Annotated in this window: 25 protein-coding genes and 2 tRNA genes; 21 read left to right on the top strand and 6 right to left on the bottom strand. The window is 63.0% G+C overall.

Annotation, left to right across the window (positions count from 1 at the left end):
• Positions 1-192 precede the first annotated feature (192 nt).
• The 4 genes from K3762_RS01535 to K3762_RS01520 all read left to right on the top strand — a co-directional run bounded on the left by K3762_RS01535 (position 193) and on the right by K3762_RS01520 (position 3,454).
• Complete coding sequence (locus tag K3762_RS01535; RefSeq protein ID WP_120349935.1) at positions 193-1,023, top strand: hypothetical protein; 831 nt, start codon at positions 193-195, stop codon at positions 1,021-1,023.
• Positions 906-2,012 carry an endonuclease/exonuclease/phosphatase family protein gene (locus tag K3762_RS01530; RefSeq protein ID WP_132444062.1) on the top strand — a complete coding sequence of 369 codons (1,107 nt, stop codon included), beginning with the start codon at positions 906-908 and terminating at the stop codon, positions 2,010-2,012. The genes K3762_RS01535 and K3762_RS01530 overlap by 118 nt, the downstream gene beginning before the upstream one ends.
• Before the next feature lie 70 nt (positions 2,013-2,082).
• Entirely contained in the window at positions 2,083-3,189 is a 1,107-nt protein-coding gene (gene leuB / locus K3762_RS01525) for a 3-isopropylmalate dehydrogenase (protein WP_067939242.1), read from the top strand.
• Positions 3,190-3,377: 188 nt separating this feature from the next.
• Positions 3,378-3,454: transfer RNA gene (locus K3762_RS01520), tRNA-Pro, on the top strand.
• Positions 3,455-3,506: 52 nt separating this feature from the next.
• Here the strand turns inward: K3762_RS01520 and K3762_RS01515 are convergent.
• Together K3762_RS01515 and K3762_RS01510 are read right to left on the bottom strand one after the other, a co-directional pair.
• Positions 3,507-4,265: a MauE/DoxX family redox-associated membrane protein gene (locus K3762_RS01515; RefSeq protein ID WP_132444061.1), complete on the bottom strand. Its 759-nt coding sequence runs from the start codon at positions 4,263-4,265 to the stop codon at positions 3,507-3,509.
• 146 nt (positions 4,266-4,411) lie between these two features.
• A complete protein-coding gene (locus K3762_RS01510; RefSeq protein WP_132444060.1) occupies positions 4,412-5,809 on the bottom strand; it encodes a sensor histidine kinase in 1,398 nt (465 codons plus the stop codon).
• 218 nt (positions 5,810-6,027) lie between these two features.
• Here K3762_RS01510 and queC point away from each other — a divergent pair, with 218 nt between their 5' ends.
• The 5 genes from queC to K3762_RS01485 all read left to right on the top strand — a co-directional run bounded on the left by queC (position 6,028) and on the right by K3762_RS01485 (position 9,143).
• Positions 6,028-6,729 (top strand): 7-cyano-7-deazaguanine synthase QueC, encoded by a 702-nt coding sequence (queC, locus tag K3762_RS01505; protein ID WP_120349931.1) that lies wholly within the window; start codon positions 6,028-6,030, stop codon positions 6,727-6,729.
• Positions 6,729-7,082, top strand: coding sequence for a 6-carboxytetrahydropterin synthase QueD (gene queD, locus K3762_RS01500; protein WP_132444059.1), 354 nt, complete (start codon positions 6,729-6,731; stop codon positions 7,080-7,082). Before queC ends, queD begins: the two co-directional genes overlap by 1 nt.
• Positions 7,079-7,786, top strand: coding sequence for a 7-carboxy-7-deazaguanine synthase QueE (gene queE / locus K3762_RS01495; RefSeq protein WP_132444058.1), 708 nt, complete (start codon positions 7,079-7,081; stop codon positions 7,784-7,786). The genes queD and queE overlap by 4 nt, the downstream gene beginning before the upstream one ends.
• A gap of 15 nt (positions 7,787-7,801) precedes the next feature.
• The gene (gene queF, locus K3762_RS01490; protein ID WP_067624216.1) at positions 7,802-8,266 is read left to right on the top strand and encodes a preQ(1) synthase; all 465 of its coding nucleotides are present in this window, start codon (positions 7,802-7,804) and stop codon (positions 8,264-8,266) included.
• 211 nt (positions 8,267-8,477) lie between these two features.
• Complete coding sequence (locus tag K3762_RS01485) at positions 8,478-9,143, top strand: L,D-transpeptidase (RefSeq protein ID WP_067624211.1); 666 nt, start codon at positions 8,478-8,480, stop codon at positions 9,141-9,143.
• Between the two features lie 46 nt (positions 9,144-9,189).
• On the opposite strand, the gene K3762_RS01480 is transcribed toward K3762_RS01485, so the two are convergent.
• Together K3762_RS01480 and K3762_RS01475 are read right to left on the bottom strand one after the other, a co-directional pair.
• Positions 9,190-9,462 (bottom strand): hypothetical protein, encoded by a 273-nt coding sequence (locus K3762_RS01480; RefSeq protein WP_120352118.1) that lies wholly within the window; start codon positions 9,460-9,462, stop codon positions 9,190-9,192.
• Between the two features lie 109 nt (positions 9,463-9,571).
• Positions 9,572-9,648: transfer RNA gene (locus K3762_RS01475), tRNA-Arg, on the bottom strand.
• Between the two features lie 172 nt (positions 9,649-9,820).
• Between K3762_RS01475 and K3762_RS01470 the strand changes: the two genes are divergently transcribed.
• Positions 9,821-10,858 carry a LacI family DNA-binding transcriptional regulator gene (locus K3762_RS01470; protein ID WP_311198986.1) on the top strand — a complete coding sequence of 346 codons (1,038 nt, stop codon included), beginning with the start codon at positions 9,821-9,823 and terminating at the stop codon, positions 10,856-10,858.
• Positions 10,855-12,069, top strand: a complete 1,215-nt coding sequence (locus K3762_RS01465; protein WP_260011108.1) for a winged helix-turn-helix domain-containing protein — start codon at positions 10,855-10,857, stop codon at positions 12,067-12,069. Before K3762_RS01470 ends, K3762_RS01465 begins: the two co-directional genes overlap by 4 nt.
• Here K3762_RS01465 and K3762_RS01460 read toward each other — a convergent pair.
• Positions 12,066-12,761: an aspartate/glutamate racemase family protein gene (locus tag K3762_RS01460; RefSeq protein WP_120349928.1), complete on the bottom strand. Its 696-nt coding sequence runs from the start codon at positions 12,759-12,761 to the stop codon at positions 12,066-12,068. The two genes, K3762_RS01465 and K3762_RS01460, sit on opposite strands and share 4 nt — an antisense overlap.
• Positions 12,762-12,924: 163 nt before the next feature.
• Here K3762_RS01460 and K3762_RS01455 point away from each other — a divergent pair, with 163 nt between their 5' ends.
• From K3762_RS01455 to K3762_RS01420, 8 genes are all read left to right on the top strand, one after another.
• Positions 12,925-14,166 carry an FAD-binding oxidoreductase gene (locus tag K3762_RS01455; RefSeq protein WP_260011107.1) on the top strand — a complete coding sequence of 414 codons (1,242 nt, stop codon included), beginning with the start codon at positions 12,925-12,927 and terminating at the stop codon, positions 14,164-14,166.
• Between the two features lie 38 nt (positions 14,167-14,204).
• On the top strand, positions 14,205-15,194 hold the full coding sequence (locus tag K3762_RS01450; protein WP_120349926.1) for a TRAP transporter substrate-binding protein: 990 nt from the start codon (positions 14,205-14,207) through the stop codon (positions 15,192-15,194).
• 76 nt (positions 15,195-15,270) lie between these two features.
• Positions 15,271-15,795, top strand: a complete 525-nt coding sequence (locus K3762_RS01445) for a TRAP transporter small permease (protein ID WP_067631297.1) — start codon at positions 15,271-15,273, stop codon at positions 15,793-15,795.
• A 4-nt stretch (positions 15,796-15,799) separates the two neighbouring features.
• Positions 15,800-17,116 (top strand): TRAP transporter large permease, encoded by a 1,317-nt coding sequence (locus K3762_RS01440; RefSeq protein WP_120349925.1) that lies wholly within the window; start codon positions 15,800-15,802, stop codon positions 17,114-17,116.
• Between the two features lie 6 nt (positions 17,117-17,122).
• On the top strand, positions 17,123-18,058 hold the full coding sequence (locus K3762_RS01435) for a hypothetical protein (RefSeq protein WP_260011106.1): 936 nt from the start codon (positions 17,123-17,125) through the stop codon (positions 18,056-18,058).
• A complete protein-coding gene (locus tag K3762_RS01430; RefSeq protein WP_132444052.1) occupies positions 18,051-18,779 on the top strand; it encodes an allophanate hydrolase subunit 1 in 729 nt (242 codons plus the stop codon). Before K3762_RS01435 ends, K3762_RS01430 begins: the two co-directional genes overlap by 8 nt.
• A complete protein-coding gene (locus K3762_RS01425; RefSeq protein ID WP_260011104.1) occupies positions 18,776-19,807 on the top strand; it encodes a biotin-dependent carboxyltransferase family protein in 1,032 nt (343 codons plus the stop codon). The genes K3762_RS01430 and K3762_RS01425 overlap by 4 nt, the downstream gene beginning before the upstream one ends.
• Positions 19,804-20,571 (top strand): LamB/YcsF family protein, encoded by a 768-nt coding sequence (locus K3762_RS01420; protein ID WP_132444050.1) that lies wholly within the window; start codon positions 19,804-19,806, stop codon positions 20,569-20,571. The genes K3762_RS01425 and K3762_RS01420 overlap by 4 nt, the downstream gene beginning before the upstream one ends.
• Here K3762_RS01420 and K3762_RS01415 read toward each other — a convergent pair.
• Positions 20,568-21,437: a branched-chain amino acid aminotransferase gene (locus K3762_RS01415; RefSeq protein ID WP_132444049.1), complete on the bottom strand. Its 870-nt coding sequence runs from the start codon at positions 21,435-21,437 to the stop codon at positions 20,568-20,570. The two genes, K3762_RS01420 and K3762_RS01415, sit on opposite strands and share 4 nt — an antisense overlap.
• Positions 21,438-21,608: 171 nt before the next feature.
• Between K3762_RS01415 and K3762_RS01410 the strand changes: the two genes are divergently transcribed.
• Together K3762_RS01410 and K3762_RS01405 are read left to right on the top strand one after the other, a co-directional pair.
• Positions 21,609-22,121, top strand: coding sequence for a MarR family winged helix-turn-helix transcriptional regulator (locus K3762_RS01410; RefSeq protein WP_120349920.1), 513 nt, complete (start codon positions 21,609-21,611; stop codon positions 22,119-22,121).
• On the top strand, positions 22,118-22,819 hold the full coding sequence (locus K3762_RS01405) for a response regulator (RefSeq protein WP_067628577.1): 702 nt from the start codon (positions 22,118-22,120) through the stop codon (positions 22,817-22,819). The genes K3762_RS01410 and K3762_RS01405 overlap by 4 nt, the downstream gene beginning before the upstream one ends.
• Positions 22,820-22,883 lie beyond the last annotated feature (64 nt).

The raw sequence follows: 22,883 nt of genomic DNA, 5'->3' as shown, positions 1-22,883 counted from the left end.
ATGCAAGAACGCACCACCCTTTCCCTCAAAATACCCCATAACCCTGCTCTTCTCCACGCGGAGCCTTGAGGCGCGCGCGGAAAGAAGGCAAAAATTGGACAATAATGAGGCGAGCCCCAGCAACCGGGGCCATCAAGTTGGAACAAGCACGCGGCAATGTATCGCGTCTGGCCAGTTTGGAAGGGCAGAGCAGTGATCGGACGAATGACAGGCGCGGCGACGCGTGGCCTATTGGTGGCGCTATTGATAGCCACACCTGCGCTCCTTTTGCCGGGCGCCGATGCGGAATCGAGCCAGATCACCCTGCTCCTCGCCTGTATCGCGTCGATTTTGACCTTCATGGAATACAACTCGCGCCAACCGAGCATCGTCGAATTTCGCGATGCGCCACCCTTCAATCGGCTGCGCTTCATCAGCCTGCTGTTCACCATCGTCGTTCTGTCACTGATCGCACGGGGCCAAGCGGCCCCCACCCTGCTGACAGGCGCACTGACCTCGCTCGGCGTGATCTTGGGCAACGCGCTCGATTTCCCTTATTCTCCGGTGCGGCTGGTCGTGCTGATGATGCCCGCCGATGCCCCCTATGAGGCGGTCAATTTGATCCGCACGGCAGCGGGGCTGGCCTACCTCGTTTCGCTCATCGCATTGGCGACCTTCGTGGTGCTGGTGCGGGTCATGGGCTGGCCCGCCCGCCAAGGCGCCTTTAACGTCTGGGTGAATCTGCCGCTCTTTGATCCGACCGCCGGGGGCGACGTGCTTTACCGTCTGCAACGCGATGCACGGATCAACATCGCGCTTGGGTTCTTGTTGCCCTTCATCATCCCCGCAGTGGTCAAAGCCACTGCCGATCTGCTAGATCCGATCTCACTCAGCAATCCGCAAACCATGATCTGGACAATAAGCGCATGGGCATTCCTTCCGGCCAGTATGATTATGCGGGGCATCGCCATGGGGCGCGTGGCCGAGATGATCCACGACAAACGCCGCCGCGCCTACGCCGAAGCGCATATGCAGGCCGCCTGATCAGACTGCTGCTGGCGTTTTTCCTGCTGACTGGTTTCGCACAGGCCGAGCCGCTGCGCATCGCCACCTTCAACACCGAATTGTCACGCAAAGGGCCGGGCATTCTGCTGCGCGACATCCTGCGCGGCGATGACCCAAGCATCGCTTCGGTGGTGCAGACCATCGCCGCCGCCGATCCCGATATCATCGCCCTCCAAGGCATTGACTACGATCTCGAACGCAGCGCCCTTAATGCCCTCGCCGATGCCCTCACCGCCGCAGGCGCGCCCTACCCCCACCGCTTTGCCGCACCCCCCAACGCAGGCCGCCAAAGCGATGTAGATCTGAACGGTGACGGCAAGCTCGGTGGCCCGCGCGACGCCCAAGGCTATGGCCGTTTCTTTGGCCAAGGCGCCATGGCGCTCCTCTCACGCCACCCGATCCTGACAGAAGACCTACAGGACTTCAGCACCCTCATTTGGCGCGACCTCCCCGGCTCGCTCTACCCGATGATCGACGGCAAGCCCTTCGCCGGAGCCGAGGCCCACGCCACGCAACGTCTGTCGTCCAACAGCCACTGGGCCCTGCCCGTCCAGCTGCCCGACGGCCCAGTCACCCTGCTGACCTACCACGCCACCCCACCCGTTTTCGACGGCCCCGAAGACCGCAACGGCCGCCGCAACCACGATGAAACAGCCTTCTGGTCTCACCACCTTGCCGGAGTGATCGGCACCCCGCCCCAAGATGCTTTCATCCTCCTCGGCGATGCCAACCTTGATCCTACGCGCGGTGAAGGACGCGGTGACGCCATCGCCAGGCTGCTCGCTCACCCCACCTTGCAAGATCCGCTGCCCGACCAATCTACAGTCGACTGGTCGCAAACCGGCCCGATGCGCGTCGACTACATCCTGCCCTCCCGCGACTGGCAGGTGCTCGACGCTGGCCTCATTTGGCCCGAGGGGGAAGACGCCAGCCGCCATGCACTGGTCTGGGTCGACCTCACCCGCTGACGCGCCGCTATCTTGACCCTCCGGAACCCGCAGGCTACCCAATCTCCAACCGTATTTTCAGGAGTTTCCCATGGCCAACCCATCCTTGCTCATCCTCCCCGGCGACGGCATCGGTCCCGAGGTTATGGCGCAGGTCACGCGCATCATCGATTGGTTCGGCGAAAAGCGCGATCTGGCCTTCGACGTAGAGCATGATCTGGTCGGCGGTGCGGCCTATGACAAACACGGCACGCCCCTGCACGACGACACGATGGCCCGCGCCCTCGAAGTCGACGCGGTGCTTCTGGGCGCCGTCGGCGGCCCGAAATACGACGACCTCGACTTCTCGGTCAAACCCGAACGCGGCCTTTTGCGCCTGCGCAAGGAAATGGACCTCTTCTCCAACCTGCGCCCGGCACAATGCTTTGACGCGCTGGCCGATTTCTCCTCGCTCAAGAAAGACATCGTCGCGGGCCTCGACATCATGATCGTGCGCGAACTGACCTCCGGCGTCTACTTCGGCGAACCGCGCGGCATCTTCGAGGAAGGCAACGAGCGCGTCGGCATCAATACGCAGCGCTACACCGAAAGCGAGATTGAGCGCGTCGCCCGCTCCGCCTTTGAACTCGCCCGCCGCCGGGGCAACAAAGTCTGCTCCATGGAAAAAGCCAATGTCATGGAAAGCGGCATCCTGTGGCGTGAAGTCACCCAACGGGTTCGTGACGCCGAATATCCCGATGTCGAACTTAGCCACATGTATGCCGACAACGGCGCCATGCAACTGGTCCGGGCCCCCAAACAATTCGACGTCATCGTCACCGATAACCTCTTCGGCGACATCCTCAGCGACTGCGCCGCCATGCTCACGGGCAGCCTCGGCATGCTGCCCTCCGCCAGCCTCGGCGCGCCCAATGCCGATGGCCGGCCCAAAGCCCTCTACGAGCCCGTCCACGGCTCCGCGCCCGACATCGCGGGCCAAGGCAAAGCCAACCCGATCGCCTGCATCCTCAGCTTCGCCATGGCGCTGCGCTATTCCTTCGACCAAGGCGAAGAAGCCGCGCGCCTGGAAAAAGCCGTCGAACAGGCACTGGCCGACGGCGCCCGCACCCCCGATCTGATGGGCCCCGAAGGCGGCACTCCCATCACGACCGAAGAAATGGGTAACGCGATCCTCAAAGCGCTCGACGCGAGCCTCTAAAGAACCGCGGCGGGGTTCACGCCCCGCCGCTTCCCCCTTCATTCTTTCTCAAATACCCGCGGGGGAGCAGCCAAAGGCTGCGGGGGCAGCGCCCCCAACTGCGCCCGATCTCCCCATCCGCACCGCAAAATCCCTACAACTGACCAATTGCCAATTACGCCACGCTGCGCTATGCGCTGCACATCGGTCGGGCTGTAGCGCAGCCTGGTAGCGCACCTGCTTCGGGAGCAGGGGGTCGGAGGTTCGAATCCTCTCAGCCCGACCAGATATCCCCCTGATACCAGCCTACGCCCAAACCTCGGCGCGCCCCGTTCCGCTTAGCCGTAGACCTTGATTAACATCCAAATCCCCATGCCCAGCATCATAACGTTCTCGGTGAGCGAGACGAACCCAAGCGGCACATTGCTTGAGCCACCCACACAGGCGCATTTCAGCTCGCGCTTGTCGACATAGACCGCCTTGATCACCGACACCGCGCCGATCGCGCCGATGACAATCGCGACGGGGGCCGACAGCCATGTCAGCGCGCCGGCTGTCATCAGGATACCGGCCAGCGCCTCGCCAAAGGGGTAGACCTTGCCATAGGGCACCCAACGCTGCGCCAGCAGGTCGTAGTTCAGGAACATCGTGGAAAAGCTCTCGATGTCCTGCAATTTTTGTACGGCGAGGAAACACATCGAGATCGAGATGAACCATTCAAATGCCCGCAGGGTGAAGATGCTGTCGAAGGCGTACCAAGAAAGGCCCAGTGCCATCAGGAAGGCCACGCCGAAAATGGCGATGACGGGCTGATAGCTGGTGTCCGACTGTTCTTCCTTGGGCTTGTCCAGACCGAAATGCACACGCAGATCGTCGTAGCCGCCTATCCGCTCACCATCGATAAAGGTCTGCGGCGTGGTTTCCACACCCTCTTTTGCCATGAAGGCGTCGGTCTCTTCGCGCGTGGTAAGGTGGTGATCTTCGACGTGATAGCCCTGCCGCTCCAGCAGGTCTTTAGACTTCAACCCAAAGGGACAGAGGTGCTGCTCCATCACCATGCGGTAAAGCTTTGCGGTCTTGTCCTGTCCTTCGGCCATCCTAGCCTCCTATTGCTTTTCCAAACGACGTGTCTGGGGAAGGAACAAGTTTCCAGCGCAGGAGAGTTCCGCAAAAGCGCCATTTTGCGCCACCGGGAACGGCCCTTGCGGGCATACATCCCCCGAGGAGCAAGGTTTCGTGACCTTCAGGTCACCTTGACAAGATGCGCGGCGGGGATCGTCACGGTCCAAGTCAGCGCGTCTTCACTGGTCACCGTATCCGCCGAGCCATTGACCATGGCGGGGGCCAATACGGAAAGCACCTTGCTGCCAAAGCCAGACGCTTTTTTGGCGGAAGAATCAAATGTGATGCCGGTCTCGACCCACTGGAAACGCAGACCGCCCTTTTCGGTGTGCGACCAATGGCACCGGATATCGCCGCGCCCGCCGCTCATCACACCGTATTTGGTGGAATTCGTCGCCAGTTCATGCAGCGCCATGCCGATCAATTGCAAAGCCTGCGGCCCCAATGCGACGGTGGGGCCTGCCACATCCACCCCCTTGCCTTGCAAATGCAAGAAGGGGTCCAATTGCGCCCGGACCAGTTGTGCAAGGTCCACAGAGGACCATCCACCATCAACCAGCAAATCGGTTGAACGGGCCAGCGCCTGAATACGGTCCCCGAAGGATTTGTTGAACTCCGCCAGCGAGGCGGCCGAACTCGCCGTTTGACGCTGCATCGCAGTCACCAAAGACAGCATGTTCTTGGCGCGGTGGATGACCTCGCGCGAGACGAGATCGCGCACCTCTTCGGCTTTGCGCGTCGCGGTCACATCGTGGTGGATATTCGAGATTGAAACGATATCCCCCGACAGCGTCCGGATGGGCGTGCAGGCGATTGTGACATGCCGCTCGGTGCCGTCCTTGGCGACCCGCACCGCATCGAACTGGCGCAACTTACCCGCCATAATCTGATCGCGATATTCAAGCACCCGTGTCGGCCAATCCAGCGGATACAAAAGCTCGACCGACCGGCCCAATGCCTCCTCTTCGGTATAACCATAAAGCCGCTCGGCGGCGGGGTTCCAGCTGATGATACGGCCATCCATATCATAGGTCAGGATCGCTTCACCCGTGGTGGCGACGAGGGCGGCAAAGGTTTCAGCACGCACATGGGCACGCTCGATATCGTCATGGGCCATGCGGCGCGTGGTGACATTGCGGTGCTGCAAAAGCAGACAGGGCGCGCCTTGGATTGTCATGCGGTTGGCGTTCAGCTGAAACCAGCGCCGCACGCCCGGCCCATCACAGGGGTATTCCCCCTCAAAGGCGGCACCGGTTCTCAATGCCTGTCGCAGCCCGTCCAGAACGGTTTCCGCCTGCACCACGGAATCCATCACCGCCGCTTTGCAGATGTCAAAGTAATTGGCCCCGACATAATGCGACCCGGCGTCCCCGCCGTTCTCTTCGCAAAAGATCTTCCACGCCATATTTACCGCGACAATCTCGCCGGTGGCGTCAAGGATGACCACTTCGTCGGTCATCGCCTCGATCAATTCATAATGGCTGGCGTCAAGCGTGACGCTTTGGCTGCTTTTCAACATATCCTCACCTTAGCGCGGATTCGGACCTGGCTAAAGTTAACTTAGGTTTAATCGTTAAGGCCAAATCCCTTATTTTAACGGGCTCCGACAGCGACCCTCCTGCCCTTATGCCTGCGACCCGGCGCCGCTGCCCGGAAGCCTTGCAATCTCTGAAAATTCTGAAATAAGCCCCGCCATCCGGTCGCAGCCTACCCGGACATCAAAACAAGGGCCCCAGAATGAAAACACTTGTCATCTGCTCAGGCGGACTCGATTCCGTGTCGCTTGCGCATATCACCGCCGCTGAGCATCACCTCACCCGGCTTGTCTCTTTCGACTATGGTCAACGCCACCGCAAGGAGGTCGACTTCGCCGAAGCCGCCGCCAAACGGCTTGGCGTGCCGTTCCACCTGATCGACATGCGCGGCATCGGTGCTGCGCTGTCAGGCTCCGCCCTGACCGATGATATCGACGTGCCCGATGGGCATTACGCCGAAGACACGATGAAGATCACCGTCGTGCCAAACCGCAATGCGATCATGCTGTCGATCGGCTTTGGCATCGCGGCAGCGCAAGGCGATGAGGCCGTGGCGACCGCCGTGCATGGTGGCGACCACTTCATTTATCCTGACTGCCGCCCCGGCTTCACCCGCGCCTTCGACGCGATGCAGCAGGCCGCACTCGACGGCTATGCCAATGTGCGCCTGCGCACGCCCTTCGTCGAGCAAAGCAAGGCCGAGATCGTCCGCCAAGGCGCGCGCCATACCACGCCTTTCGCCGAGACGTGGTCTTGCTACAAAGGCGGCGCGGTCCATTGCGGGCGCTGCGGCACCTGTGTCGAGCGGCGCGAAGCCTTTCATTTGGCCGAGGTCACCGACCCGACGGTTTATGCCGACCCGGACTATTGGACCACGGCACTCGCCACACGAGGGGAAGGCTGATGTTCCGTATTCGCAAGGAATTCCACTTCTCCGCCAGCCACCAGTTGACCCACCTGCCCGACGACCACCAATGCGCGCGGCTGCATGGGCACAACTATATCGTCGTGGTCGAACTGGCCGCCGAGGCGCTGAATGCCGATGGCTTCGTGCGCGATTATCACGACCTGAAGGCGCTCAAGATCTATATCGACGATCACTTTGATCACCGGCATCTGAACGATGTCATGAATGGCCCCTCCACCGCTGAGAACATGGCAAAACACTTCTATGATTGGTGCGCTGCACGCTGGCCTGAGACCAGTGCCGTGCTGGTCAGCGAGACCCCCAAGACATGGGCGGAATACCGGCCATGAGCCTGCGCATAGCCGAGATTTTCGGCCCCACCATTCAGGGCGAAGGCGCGCTGATCGGGGAACCGACGGTATTCGTTCGCGCGGGCGGCTGTGACTATCGGTGTAGCTGGTGCGACAGCCTGCACGCCGTCGACAGCCAATACCGCCATAGCTGGGCCCCCATGTCCACCGAGGATATCTGGCGCCGGATCCGCAAACTCTCCAAGGATCAACCGCTGACCGTTTCCCTTTCCGGAGGCAACCCGGCAATTCAGGATTTCGGCCCGCTGATCCGGATGGGGCAGGCCACGGGCTACCGTTTCGCCTGCGAGACCCAAGGCTCCATCGCGCGCCCATGGTTTGCCGATCTTGATACGCTGGTGCTCTCTCCCAAACCGCCCTCAAGCGGTGAGACTGTCGATTGGGATGCCTTCGACGCCTGCCGGGCCTTCGGCGCTCAGGCGCGCCAACAGGTGATGAAGATCGTGATCTTCGATGAGATCGACTACCACTGGGCCCGCGAAGTGCATGCGCATCACCCCGATATCCCGCTCTACCTCCAGCCCGGCAATCCCGAGGTCGACCCCGCCACGCCGGTTGACCCGCAGGCGCTGGCCGACCGTCTTGGTTGGCTGACCGACCTTGCCATGACCGATCACTGGTTCGCCCCCCGCATCCTGCCGCAGCTTCATGTCCTGATCTGGGGCAACAAGCGCGGCGTCTGACCGATGGAGACACCTATGTCCGAAGACATCTACAGCAATCTCAAACAACTCGGCGGTGAGACCCGCATTCCCGCCAGCCCCGAAGAGGCCGAGTTGGAGCGGGTGCCGAACCCGCAGGCCGATGTGGCCTATAACGTGCGTTTCACCGCGCCCGAGTTCACCTCGCTCTGTCCGATGACCGGCCAGCCGGACTTTGCGCATCTGGTGATCGACTATGTGCCCGGCCCGTGGCTGGTGGAATCCAAATCGCTCAAACTCTTCCTGACCTCGTTCCGCAATCACGGCGCTTTCCATGAGGATTGCACGGTCTCCATCGCGCGCCGCTTGGCCGATTTCCTTGATCCGCAATGGCTGCGGATCGGCGGCTATTGGTACCCGCGCGGCGGCATCCCCATCGATGTGTTCTGGCAGACCGGCCCCCTGCCCGAGGGCGTCTGGATCCCCGATCAGGGCGTGCCGCCCTACCGGGGCCGTGGCTGAGCGGGCACCGCCAACCCCACCCTCACCCCCAGTGCCTTCGGGGCGCGCGGCCCCCTGCGCGCCCCTGTTTTCGTGAAAACCGTGTGTTTTAGATCACATTCTCTTTAGCAACGGCCTTCTTCCTTGAACCTCCGGCGGGGAAAGGCCGTTAGTCTTTCATACACGCATACGACCCTGCCCTGCGCAGAGAGGTCAACCACGGAGCGACCACATGCTGACAAGACGTCATTTCATCCAGACCACCACAGCGCTTTTTTCCGGCGCGATTGCCACTCCTTTGATGGCACGCACCCGCCCCAGCGAAGCGGAGAAAGCCGCATGGGACGCGCGGATCACCCCGACAGGGTTTGATCCGGCGACCAGCAACCCTTGGGGCGTCCACCCGCGTTTCCTGCCTCAGCGGGTTGTGGCGAACGACAATCTGCGCGTCGGTGACGTTCACGTCGATGCCGTTGCACGCTATGTCTACCATATCGAAGAAGGCGGCACCGCGATGCGCTACGGCGTGGCGATTGCGCGCGGCAACCTTTATGAGCCGGGCACCTATACGATCAAGCGCAAGGTGGAATGGCCGCATTGGACGCCCACCCAGAACATGATCAAGCGCGATCCCGAGCTTTACGCGGGCCTCGAAGACGGCGTGCCCCCCGGCCCTGAGAACCCCCTCGGTTCACGGGCGCTTTATCTATTCGAAGGCAACCGTGACACCTATCTGCGTATCCACGGCACACCCGAGCCGCGCAGCATTGGTGGGCGGGCCAGCTCTGGCTGTGTGCGGATGATTATGGCGCATATTAACCAACTCTACCCGAATGTGCGGACCGGCTCGACGGCCTATCTCTATTCGGCAGAAGAAAGCGTCGTCGCGCGCAGCTAAGCCGCGACGCAGGACGGGGACCGCGAACAGGCGGTCCCCGTTCTCATTAGGCTTGACGTTTGGTGCAGATCGGATTGCCGCCCACCGCCCGCAGCGGCACCATCGTCGTCTCAACCGGACCGCTGTGCTGATACCAATAGCAGCCATCTTCGGGCAGCAAACGCGCCGTGGATAGGTCTTGGTTCGGCGCGGCAAGGCGCACCACCGACTCTGGCAGATTGCCCACCCGTGCCGACCCGCCCTGTGGCGCGGTCGCGGGCACCGTACATCCGGCAACAGCCAGCAAGGCCGCCCCGATCACAAAAGTTCCTGTTTTCATCAAAGCCTCTGCCATTCCTGATTATATCCCGCGCAATCTGACAGACCGGTTGGGGATTTCAAGCAACAACGGGGTGAATGGGGCAGATGTTGGCATCGCGCAAGGCGCATGGTGACCCCGGCAGGATTCGAACCTGCAACCTGCCCCTTAGGAGGGGGCTGCTCTATCCAGTTGAGCCACGGGGCCGACAGGGGCGGTTTAGCGCAAGCAGGGGGCGATGTCATCGGCAGAATGGCCACCGATTGGTGCGGCGCCCCGGCCCGACTGCACGACCTGACTGCACGGCCAGACTGCGGCAGTGCTTGATCGCGCGTCCCGCTTCGCGCTACCTATGGGTGAGGCAAACAGGAAAACCAAATTGACCACACCCCCCAAACGCCCGTTGACCCTACGCGATGTGTCCGATGCTTGTGGCGTTTCCGAGATGACGGTCAGCCGTGTCCTGCGCAAACGCGGCGACGTGTCAGAGGCCACCCGCAACCGTGTTCTCGCCGCCGCCAAGGCGCTTGGCTATGTGCCCAACCAGATCGCCGGATCGCTGGCCAGCCAGCGCGTGAACCTTGTGGCGGTGGTGATCCCGTCACTGGGCAATATGGTGTTTCCCGAAGTCCTGAACGGCATCAATCAGGTGCTCGAAGACACCCCGCTGCAGCCGGTCGTGGGGGTGACGGACTACCTCCCCGAGAAGGAAGAGCGGGTGCTCTATGAGATGCTCTCGTGGCGGCCTTCGGGGGTGATCATCGCGGGGCTGGAACATTCCGACGCCACCCGCGCCATGCTGCGCAATGCAGGCATTCCGGTGGTCGAGATCATGGACACCGACGGCAAACCCGTCGATGCGATGGTGGGTATCTCACACCGTCGCGCGGGGCGCGAGATGGCGCAGGCGATCCTGCGCGAAGGCTATGAGCGGATCGGTTTCATGGGCACGAAAATGCCGCTGGATCACCGCGCCCGCAAACGGTTCGAAGGTTTCACCGAAGGGCTCGCTAAGGCAGGGGTGGAGATCGAAGACCGCGCCTTTTACTCCGGCGGCTCCGCGCTGGCCAAGGGTCGTGAGATGACGCAAGAAATGTTGGAACGCTCACCCGACCTCGATTTCCTGTATTACTCCAATGACATGATTGGCGCAGGCGGGCTGTTGCATCTGATCGATCAAGGCATCGATATCCCCGGTCAGATCGGGTTGGCGGGGTTCAACAACGTCGAACTGTTGCAAGGTTTGCCGCGTCAATTGGCGACGATGGATGCCTGCCGGAACGAGATCGGTCAGGCAGCGGCGCGGATCATCCTCAACCAGACCCAGCCCGAGCCGGACCCGGAAATGCAGACCCAGATCACCCTGACCCCGACGCTGTCGCTGGGCGACACCCTGCGCCGCCCCCGTCAGGGGTGAGCCGCCCAAGGCTCGCCAATGCCGCCGCGCGGCGGTTGTTTTTGGCGCGTCACCTGCTGTCCGACCCGCCGCAGGGCCCGGCCAAGGGCGCGGCACTGCTCAAGTTGATCCATGACTTGGGGTTTGTGCAGCTCGACAGCATCAATACCGTGGCGCGGGCGCATGATCTGATCCTCTTTGCACGGCGTCCTCGGTATCGCCCCGCCGCCCTGAAACGGCTCTATGAAAAAGACCGCGCGCTGTTTGAGCATTGGACTCATGACGCCGCCGTCATCCCGATGGAATTCTACCCCCAGTGGCACCTGCGCCGCACCCGCGATGCGGCAAAGCTGCTGGGCCGTTGGAAGGACTGGCAGCGCCATGATTTCGAAGCGCAGATGCAAAGCGTGCTGGCGCAGGTCCGGGCGGAGGGCAGCGTAACCTCATCGGATGTGGGCCGGGACGAGCCGCGCAGCAGCGGAGGCTGGTGGCAGTGGCATCCGTCGAAAACCGCGCTGGAGTATCTGTGGCGCAGCGGCGCGCTGGCGGTGACCGGACGCGAGGGGTTTCGCAAGCGCTATGATCTGACCGAACGGGCGGTGCCTGCCGTGCTGCACGATCCGGCCAATGCTCCCGGCACGGGGCAGACAATCGACTGGTGCTGCGATCAGGCGCTGGCGCGTTTGGGCTTTGCCACGGCGGGGGAATTGGCCGCCTTTTGGGCCCATATCTCTCCCGCCGAGGCGCGCGGATGGTGCGCGGCCGAACAGGCCGCCGGGCGGTTGGAGGAGATCGATATCGAGGCCGCCGATGGCAGCCTGCGCCCTGCCTTTGTCCGCCCCGGTTGGGCCGAAGACCCCGCCCTCACCCGCGACCCGCCCAAACGTCTGCGCGTGCTCAGCCCCTTCGACCCGGCCCTGCGCGACCGCAAACGCGCGGCACGGCTTTTCGGGTTTGACTACCGGATCGAGGTCTTCGTGCCCGAGGCGCAGCGTAGATACGGCTACTATGTTTTCCCCTTGCTACAGGGCGACCGGCTGGTGGGCCGCGTTGATATGAAAGCGCATCGAGACGCGGATGAGCTGCGCATCACTGCGCTGTGGCCCGAGCGTTGCATCCGCTGGGGCAAGGGGCGGCAGGCGGCGTTTGAGGCGGAAGTGCACCGGCTCCTGCCCCTCGCCGGGGTGAACAAAGTTCGCTTTGCCGACGGCTGGCTGCGCGCGCCGCTTTAGGCGAAACGGGGCGGCAGCAACCCTGCGTGAAACCAGTTGAGATAACTGTGGATCGAATGCACGGGCCGCCCGGTCGCCGCCGCGATGTCGGGGGCGTATGGCACCATATTAGTGCACTCCAACAGGATCGCGCCGACATCTGCCTGGGCCTCCACCAACTGCTGCGCCGCCTGCACCATCTCGGCCCGCGCCTGCGGCACTTCAAGGTCGGGCAAATTGCCAAGGATCGTCCGGGCGAAACTGCTGCCTTCCAACCCCATCACTGGGCTGCCTTCGGGCACGCCCGCCGCGCGCAGATGGGCGGGCGAAAGCGTGGCGGCAGAGATCGTTAAAATCCCCACCCTGCGCCCGGGCGGCAGGCAAGCCGCGATCTGCCCGGCCTGCTCTAACGCCGAGGCCGCAACGGGCACGTCCAACGCCTCGGCCAGACGGGGCCGGATCAGGGCCAAGAACCCGCAGGTGGTGGCGATGCCGGAGCAGCCTTCGGCGACCAAGTCCCGCCCCACCGCGATGAATGCCTGCACAAAGGGTTCGATATCATCGCAAACGATGGCTTCGGGCGTGGCCCCCGGCACAACTGCATAGCGCACCGGAAACGACCAACTCCCCGCATTGCCGACATCGCCCAGAATGCGGGGGAAGCGCGTGTCGAGCATCAGTATCCCCAGCCGCGCGCCTGTCTCGTTCGCCATATGCCCTCCGTTTGGGCGCAGGGTGCCTTTGCGGGCAGCGGGAGACAAGTGAAACTCGAACGATGACATTTTATCAGCATTTTGTTGACGTGGTGATTTTTTGTGTAAAGATGCTCCAAAGGAAACAAGCCATGACCCAACGCGAAATCGAAAGCCGCCACCCATGAGCCAGCATGTCGTCGTTATCGGTGCCGGGATTGTCGGCGTCTCTGCCGCGATCTGGCTGCGCCGCGCCGGGGCCGAGGTGACGCTGCTGGACCGGTCTGAGCCGGGGCGCGGCACCTCGCATGGCAATGGTGGGGTGCTGGCGGCGGCGGGCGTCGCGCCGGTGACCGGGCCGGGCCTGATGCGGAAATCGCCCGGCATGCTGCGCGACCCCGAGTTCCCGCTGTTCCTGCGATGGACCTATCTGCCCCGCCTGCTGCCGTGGCTGCGCCGCTACATGGCCCACGCCAATGATGCCGACACCCGCCGCATCTCTGCCGGGTTGGCGCCCATCGTCGGTGACAGCGTGGCGCAACACAAAGCCCTCTGTGCCGATCTGGGTCTGGCCGATTGGGTCCACGACAGCGACTATTGCTTTGCCTATACCAGCCGCGCGGCCGTTGAGGCCGAAGCCTACACATGGGCGTTGCGCCGCGATGCGGGCTTCGTGCCAGAGATCATCGAAGGCGGCGCGGTTCAGGAATTCGACCCGGCCTATGGCCCGCAAATCACCTGCGTCGCCCGGTTGGCCGACCACGGTTTCATCGCCGACCCCGGCGGCTATGTCCGGGCGCTGGCCAAGGCGTTTGAGGGGATGGGCGGCACTATTAAACGGGCCGAGGTTGAGGACATCACGATCCTCGATGAAGAGGTCACTTCGGTCCTAACCGACCAAGGCCCGCTGCCCTGCGACGACGTGCTGCTGGCCACCGGCGTCTGGTCGAAACCGCTGATGCGCAAGCTTGGGATCAATGTGCCGCTGGAGTCCGAACGCGGCTACCACATCGTCTTCAAGGATGCTGAGGGCGGCCCGTCGCGCCCCACCATGATGGCAGCGGGCAAATTCGTGGCCACGCCGATGGCCGAGGGGCTGCGCTGCGCCGGGATCGTCGAATTCGGCGGGCTGAAGGCGGGCGCATCCAAAGCGCCACTGGCGCTGCTGCGCCGTCAGGCCAAGGCCGCCTTTCCCAACCTCACCGCCGAGGAAGAGATCGAATGGCTGGGGCACCGACCCGCCCCCAGCGACTCGCTGCCCCTGATCGGGCAGATCGGGACGAGCCGGGTCTATACCGCCTTCGGGCATCACCACATCGGGTTGACGGGCGGGCCGAAAACGGGCCGACTGATCGCCGGATTGATCACGGGGCAGCCGCCAAACACGGATCTGACCCCGTATCACCCCCAGCGCTTTGACAGATAACGCCAAGCGCGCACGCAAATAAACAAGGGAGAAACCAAATGACACTGACAGCAAGACTGATGGCCGGCGCGGCGATGACCGCCCTGACACTCGGCACCGCCATGCCTGCCTTCGCGGCCGAGAAATGGGACATGCCGATGGCCTATTCGGCCTCGAACTTCCATTCCGAGAACGGCATGCAATTCGCCGAATGCGTGACCGAAGCCACCGGCGGCGAGATCGAGATCACTGTGCATCCGGGCGGCGCACTTTTCGCTGGGGCCGACATCAAACGCGCGATCCAGACCGGTCAGGTTCAGATCGGGGAGCGTCTGCTCTCTGGCCACCAGAACGAGAACGCGGTCTTCGGCTTTGACTCCATCCCCTTCCTCGCGCCTTCTTTCGAGGCGAGCGCGAAGCTCTGGGAAGCCGCCAAGCCCAAAGTCGAAGCCGTGCTGGAAGAGCAGAACCTCGTCCTGCTTTATAACGTGCCATGGCCACCTCAAGGGCTCTACTTCAAGAAAGAAGTCGGCTCGGTCGAGGATATGAAGGGCGTCAAGTTTCGCTCCTACAACAACACCACCGCGCGTTTGGCCGAACTGACCGGCATGTCGCCCGTCACCATCGAAGCCGCCGAAGTCAGCCAAGCCTTCGCCACGGGCGTTGCGGAATCGATGATCTCGTCGGGGGCCACCGGCTATGACCAGAAGGTCTGGGAAAGCCTGACGCATTTCTACGAGGTCGACGCTTGGCTGCCGCGCAACTACGTGATGGTGAACGCCGATGTCTGGGCCGAAGTCACGGACGCCAACAAAGAGGCGATCACCACCTGCGCCACCGAGGCCGAAGAACGTGGCCTGCAAGCCTCCAAGGACTACACCCAGTTCACCTATGACGGGCTGCGCGAAGGCGGCATGAACGTGGAGCCTGCCAGCGAAGAGCTGATGTCCGGCCTGCGCGAAGTGGGTGAGACCATGACGCAAGAATGGCTCGAAGCCGCGGGCGAAGACGGTCAGGCGATCGTCGACGACTATAAGGCGATGCAATAATCACGAAACCTGCGGCGGTCCGTTATTCGGGCCGCCGTTCTCATGCCGGGGCATGACTTGACTGAGGGAGAGCCAGATGAAGGCGCTGCGCAGACTATTGGACGGACTTTACATCGGGGCGGGGGCGCTGGCGGCGCTCTGTCTGGTGGCCATCCTCACCTTGATCGTGGCCCAGATGGTCGCCCGCTGGACCGGCAATGTCTTTCCGGGCGCGGCCAGCTATGCGGGCTATGCCATGGCCGGGGCAAGCTTCCTCGCCTTTGCCAATGCGCTGAACCGCGGCTCGCATATCCGCGTGTCGATCCTGCTCAATGCGCTGAGCACGGGCGGGAAGCGGCTGCTTGATATCTGGTGTTTCGCCGTGGCGGCGGCGGTCGCGTGGTACTTCACCTATTACGCCTATTGGTTCGTCTACTGGTCGTGGAAGTTCAACGAGGTTAGCCAAGACCAAGATGCCACCGCGCTGTGGATACCGCAATCTGTCATGGTCATCGGCGGCGGCATCCTCGCCATCGCGCTGACGGACAACCTTTTGCATCTCATCTTCAAGGGCGACCACCGCGTCACCCGTGACCTAGTCGATCAAAGCTTCGGGGAATGACGCCATGACCGAGATCTATGCCATTGCCCTGTTCCTGATCGTCCTCTTTTTCCTCCTCGGCACCGGTGTTTGGGTCGGGCTCGCCCTGATGGGCGTGGCTTGGGTCGGGATGGAGCTTTTCACCACCCGCCCCGTCGGCGACGCGATGATCACCACCATCTGGGCCAGCTCCTCTAGCTGGACCCTGACCGCGCTGCCGCTCTTTGTCTGGATGGGCGAAATCCTTTACCGCACGCGATTGTCGCAAGACATGTTCCGCGGGCTGTCGCCGTGGCTCGCGAAACTGCCGGGCGGGTTGGTGCATACCAATATCGTGGGCTGTACCGTGTTTGCCGCCGTCTCCGGCTCTTCCGCCGCGACGCTGACGACCGTGGGCAAAATGTCGATCCCCGAACTTCGGGCGCGCAACTATCCTGAGAAGATGATCATCGGCACGCTGGCCGGGGCCGCGACACTGGGCCTGATGATCCCGCCCTCGCTGGCGCTGATCGTCTACGGGGTGACGGTGAACGAAAGCATCACCAAGCTCTTCTTTGCCGGCGTCATGCCCGGCCTGCTGCTGGCGCTGATGTTCATGGGCTATGTCGCGATCACCAGTAAGCTGTCGAAAGACTGGAACCCCGATATCGAGACCGACATGAGCTTTGCCGACAAGCTGCGCAACTCGCGCTTCCTGCTGCCGGTCTTTGCGCTGATCTCGGTCGTGATCGGCTCCATGTACCTCGGCTTTGCCACGGCGACCGAAGCCGCCGCGATCGGCGTGATCGGCTCCCTGACGCTGGCGCTGTTCCAAGGCTCGCTGAACTGGCACAGCTTCCGCGAAAGCCTGATGGGCGCGATGCGCACCTCCGCCATGATCGCGCTGATCCTTGCGGGCGCGGCGTTCCTGAAACTGTCGATGGGGTTCACCGGCCTGCCCCGTGCCTTGGCCGACGGAATCGCGGCGATGGAGCTGTCACGGTTTGAGCTGCTGATGGCGCTTTTGGTCTTCTATATCGTGCTGGGTATGTTCCTCGACGGAATTTCCTCGGTCGTGCTGACCATGGCCGTGGTGGAGCCGATGGTGCGCGGCGCAGGCATCGACCTGATCTGGTTCGGCATCTTCGTTGTGGTCGTGGTTGAGATGGCGCAGATCACCCCGCCGATTGGCTTTAACCTTTTCGTGCTGCAAGGCATGACCGATCACGAAATGGGCTATATCACCAAGGCCGCGCTGCCGATGTTTGCGATCATGGTTTTCATGGTTTTCGTGCTGATCTGGTTCCCCGAAGTGGCGACGTGGTTGCCTGAAAACCTGCGCAGCGGCCCGGCCAGCGGGTGATCCATCATGCTGCATATCCTCAGACTGGCCTCGCGCCATGCGCGGGCCTGCCTGATCGTGGGGCTGCTGGCGGGGCTGGGACTACCCAACCTTGCGGCGGCGCTGGCCGAGTGGTTGCCGCAGATGGTCGCCGCGCTGCTGACGATCACCGCGCTCAGGATCGGGCATCGCGCGGCCCTTGGGGCTGTACGGGATCTGCTTTGGGGATTGGCCTCGGTACTGGCATTGCAGACGGCACTGCCGCTGGCGCTGCTTGGGGGCTTCGTGCTGGCCGGGCTGGGGCAGACCCCCGCCGCACTCGCGGTGACGCTGGCCGCCGCGGCCCCGGCGCTGACGGGCAGCGTCAACCTTGCCCTGTTGCTGCGGCTCGACGCCGGGCGGATGATGCAACTGATGGTGCTGGGCACCGCGGCTTTTCCGCTGACGGTACTGCCGGTCTTGGCCTTGCTGCCGCAACTCGGACCAGCCTCGGACGTGGCCCAAGCCGCGCTGCGTCTGTTGGCGGTGATCCTTGGGGCGACGGGCTTGGGCTTTGCCCTGCGCCATGTCCTCTTGCCGCGCCCCTCAGCGCGTCAGATCGAGGCGCTCGACGGGGCGTCGGTGCTGGCCTTCTCGGTCATCGTCATCGGGCTCATGGCAGCACTCAACCCCGCGCTGCGGAGCGATCCTTGGGCGGTGGCGGGCTGGACGGTGCTGGCCTTCGCCCTAAGCTATCTGTTGCAGGCGGGCACATTGCTTCTGACGCGCCGTGGCCCCCTGCATGCCGTGGCCGGCCCGCTGGCGATCGGCGCGGGCAACCGCAATATCGCGCTGTTCCTCGTCGCACTCCCGCCCGAGGTTCTGGCGCCCTTGATGATCTTTATCGGCTGCTGGCAACTGCCGATGTATCTGACCCCGGTGCTGCTGCCGCGCCTTTACGAAAGGATGCTCTCCAATGACTGACTGGCCCCGCATCCGCAGCGTCGGTCTCTCTGGCCTGTTGATCACCTTCGCCGAGAAGATGTCCGAACCGGCCAACCGCGCCGCCCTCGCCTTTCGCGCGGCGGTCGAGGAACAGGACTGGCCCGAGGTGCGCGAGACCAGCACCTCGCTGGTATCAACCTTCGTGCAGTTTGAGGTCAGCCAAGACGCCATCACACAGATGACCGACCGCCTGCGCAACTTGCTTGAAACCCGCGATTGGTTCGCCGAAGCCCTGCCCGCCGGGCGCAGCCTGTGGCATGTGCCGACCGTCTATGGCACCGACCTCGCCCCGCAGTTGGAGGAAGCCGCCGAGGCCGCGGGCCTCGACCCCGACGCGGCCATAGCCGAGCTGTCGCAGGCTCGCGTGCGCGTCCTCACCATCGGCTTTGCCCCCGGCCAGCCCTATATGGGTGAACTGCCCTCGCATTGGGACATCCCGCGCCAGCAGGGGCTGACAAAATCCGTGCCCTCCGGCGCGCTGGTCGTGGCGATCCGGCAGTTGATCATCTTCACCAATGCCTCCCCCACCGGCTGGCGGCACATCGGCCAGACCGCCTTTCGCACCTTCCGCCCCGGCAGCGACATGCCCTTCCCCCTGTCGCCGGGCGATGAGCTGATTTTCCCATCCATCACCCGGCAAGAGTTCGACCGTATCGCCGATGACCCCACCGGCGGGGCCGAGCGGGAGGCGCAGACATGAGCGGCACGCTGACCATCCTCCAAGCTGGCCCGGCGATGACGGTCCAAGACCTTGGCCGCCCCGGCTACCGTGCCCTTGGCCTGACCCATGGCGGCGCGGCGGACCCGACCGCCCTGCACGAAGGGGCCGCCCTGTTGGGGCAAGACCCAAACTGTGCCGCGCTTGAGATGGCGGGCAGCGGTGGCAGTTTCCAAGCCGATGTAGACATCCGCATCGCGCTGACCGGGGCGCAGATGCAAGTGAGCATCGACGGCGAGCCGATTGCATGGAACGCCAGCCACCTGCTGCCTGCGGGGGCCAAACTGACCATCGGCGGTGCGCGGGATGGGGCCTATGGTTACCTGCATGTGGGCGGCGGCTTTGATGTTGAGCCGGTGATGGAGTCGCGCTCCAGCCATCTGGCCGCTGGCATCGGCACCCTGCTGCAAAGCGGGGAGACCCTGCCGCTGGGGGCGGGCAAGGGCGGAGAGACGAACCTGACCCTGCCCCGTGACAGCCGCTTTGGCGCGGAGCGTGTGCGCATCGTCGTCTCCATGCAGACCGACGCCTTTGACGAGGCAACCCGTGCGCGCTTTACCGATACCACCTTTCGACGTGACGCTCGCGCCAACCGCATGGGCGCACGGATGGATCACGAGGGCGAAGGTTTCGCCACCGGCGGGCAGTTGACCATCGTCTCAGAGGTCATCACCCCCGGCGATATCCAGATTACCGGCGATGGCGCGCCCTTTGTGCTGATGTGTGAATGTCAGACCACCGGCGGCTACCCCCGCATCGGCACGGTGATCCCCTGTGACCTGCCCATCGTGGCGCAGGCGCAGCCCGGCGCTGCGCTGCGGTTCGAGTTCATCGACCTCGACGAAGCGCTGGCCGCCGAGACACGCCACCGCGCCGACCTCGCCGCCCTGCCCAAACAACGTCAGCCGCTGCTGCGCGATCCCGCACGTATCCGCGACCTGCTGGCATACCAATTGATCTCCGGCGTGGTTTCGGCCACCGCCGACCCTTTCGAAGAGGACAAGACATGACCACCGTCGATCTCAACGCCGACATGGGCGAAAGCTTTGGGCCATGGAAACTGGGCGACGACGCGGCGCTGTTGCAGGTCGTAACTTCGGCCAACATCGCTTGCGGCGGCCATGCGGGCGATGCGGATGTGATGGCGGCGACCATGCGCATGGCGGATGAAAACGGCGTCGGCATCGGCGCGCATCCGGGATTCATGGATTTGGTTGGCTTCGGGCGCAACCGCCTCTCGGTGCCGCGCGGGACCTTGCAGAACCAGATCCGCTATCAGGTCGCCGCCAGCACCGGCATGGCCCGAAGCGTCGGAGCCGAGGTGAGGCATCTGAAACTGCACGGGGCGCTGGCGAATATGGCGTCCGAAGATGAGGGACTTGCCCGTGATCTTTATGAAGCGGCGCTCAGCGTGGCCCCTGACCTCATCGTCATGGTGCTGGCCGCCACGGCGCAGGAACAGGCGGTGAAATCACTGGGCTGCAAATGGGCCGGAGAAATCTTCGCCGACCGCGCCTATAACGACGACGCCACGCTGGTCGATCGCAGCAAACCGGGCGCGGTGATCCATGACGCCGATCACGCCGCCGCCAGAATGGTCGAGATGGTCAAAGCCGGCGCGATCATCACCGAAAGCGGGAAACACATCCCCACGCGGATCGACACGATCTGCCTGCATGGCGACACTGCAGAGGCCGTTCAAATCGCAACCGCCGTCCGCAAGGGTTTGCAGGACGGCGGGGTAACTTTGGCAAAGTTCGGCGGCAGCGTTTAGCTGCGCACCAGCTTTTCATAGTCCAAGGCGATTTCGCGCGTGATCGCGCCCACCTCGAATTTCCAGTCGCCGATCTGGCCCACCGGGGTCACTTCGGCGGCGGTGCCGGTCAGCCAGCACTGCTCGAAACCTTCGAGTTCCTCGGGCATGATGTGGCGCTCGTGGACTGTAATCCCCTTGTCCTTCAGCATGCCGATGACGGTCTGCCGGGTGATGCCATTAAGGAAGCAATCGGGCGTCGGCGTGTGCACTTCGCCATCCTTGACGAAGAAGATATTCGCGCCCGTCGCCTCGGCCACATAGCCGCGGTAGTCGTACATCATCGCGTCCGAACAGCCCTTCGCTTCGGCGGCGTGTTTGGACATGGTGCAGATCATATAGAGACCTGCCGCCTTGGCGTGGCTCGGGATCGTCTCTGGTGAGGGGCGCTTCCATTTGGAGATGTCGAGCTTGGCGCCCTTCATCTTGGCGTCACCGTAATAGGCACCCCATTCCCATGCCGCGATGGCCAAGCGCACCGGGTTGCGGGCCGAGGCGACACCCATGTCTTCGCCCACACCGCGCCATGCGACCGCGCGCACATAGGCGTCTTGCAGGCCAGAGGCGGCGAGGACTTCGGCCTTGGCGGCTTCGATCTCATCAATGGTGTAGGGGATCTCAAAATCGATCATTTCGGCCGACCGCTTCAGGCGCTCGGAATGCTCGCGGCTTTTGAAAATCTTGCCGTTATAGGCGCGCTCGCCCTCGAACACCGAAGACGCATAGTGCATCGCATGGGTCAGGATGTGGACATTGGCCTCGCGCCAGTCCACCATTTTGCCATCCATCCAGATGTGCCCATCTCGGTTGTCATATCCGCCTGCCATGGTATTTCCCTCCCAAATGACGCGCTATCTTTTCAAAAATTGCGCAAAAATCGGCATATGCAGACATTTAATTGCGCGAAACACGGGATTCGATAGCCTTTCACTATTGGAATGTCAACAACGCTGACGTAAACTGATCCCCAACAGGCCCGAGAGAGAATGAGAGATACTATGGCTGACGGGCGGATGATGGCCCCAAGCAGCGGCGACAGCCTGCTGTTTTTGACCGACGAACAACTGCGGCAAGGGATCGAGGCGATGTTCTTTGCCTATCGCGGCTTCACTGCCGATCCCGACAGGATTCTGGCCGATATGGCCTATGGCCGCGCACATCACCGCGCCATCCACTTTATCAACCGCGCCCCCGGCACAACGGTGAACAACCTGCTCAACATCCTCGGGGTCACGAAACAATCGCTCAACCGTGTCTTGCGCACGCTGATCGCCGATGGTCTGGTGCAAAGCAAGGTTGGCCGCAATGACAAGCGCGAGCGGCATCTGTTCCTGACCGACGATGGTCGCAAGCTGGAACAAGAGCTTTCCGATGCTCAGCGCGCGCGCATGCGGCTGGCCTTTCGCACCGCCGGGCCCGAAGCCGTGGCAGGTTTCAGAACGGTATTGGAGGCCATGATGGACCCCGAAATGCGCCAGAGCTTTGACCGGCTCCGCGAAAGCGCCCCATGAACGAGCTTGACGCGCACCTGTTGGTTGTCGACGACGATGAGCGCATCCGCAGCCTGCTAAAGAAATTCCTGATGCGGAACGGCTTTCTGGTCAGCACGGCCCGCGACGCGGCCCATGCGCGCCGGGTGCTGGCGGGGCTAGAGTTTGATCTGATCGTGCTCGACGTGATGATGCCCGGCGAAGACGGCATGGCGCTGACCCGATCCCTACGCGAAACCCTGCAAACGCCGATCTTGCTGCTGACCGCCAAGGGCGAGACCGACAACCGCATCGAAGGGTTGGAGGCCGGGGCGGATGATTACCTGCCCAAACCTTTTGAACCCAAAGAACTGCTGCTGCGCATCAACGCGATCCTGCGCCGTATGCCCGACACCTCAGCCGCCGACGCCGCGCCAAAAGTCCTGTCGCTCGGCGTGATCCGCTATGACATGGAGCGGGGTGAGATGTGGCAGGGCGACGATCTGGTACGTCTCACCGCGACCGAAGTGCAACTGATGAAGATTTTCGCCGCGCAGCCCGGTGTCGCGCTCAGCCGGTCAAAACTTGTCGAAGAATTGGGCCGCGACCGGGGCCAAGCGCAGGAACGCGCGGTTGATGTTCAGATCACCCGCCTGCGCCGCAAGATCGAAAGCGATCCGAAACAGCCGCAATACCTGCAAACCGTGCGCGGCGCGGGCTATATGCTGGCCCCGGACTGACCCGGCCCTTTTAGCGAAACACATAGGTAAAATTCATAATGCCAGCCCGCTGGCAATGCCCGGC

Origin of the sequence: Sulfitobacter sp. W074, assembly GCF_025142275.1 — a bacterium.
Taxonomy (GTDB): Bacteria; Pseudomonadota; Alphaproteobacteria; order Rhodobacterales; family Rhodobacteraceae; genus Sulfitobacter; species Sulfitobacter profundi.
This window is presented reverse-complemented; position numbering and strand designations above follow the sequence as displayed.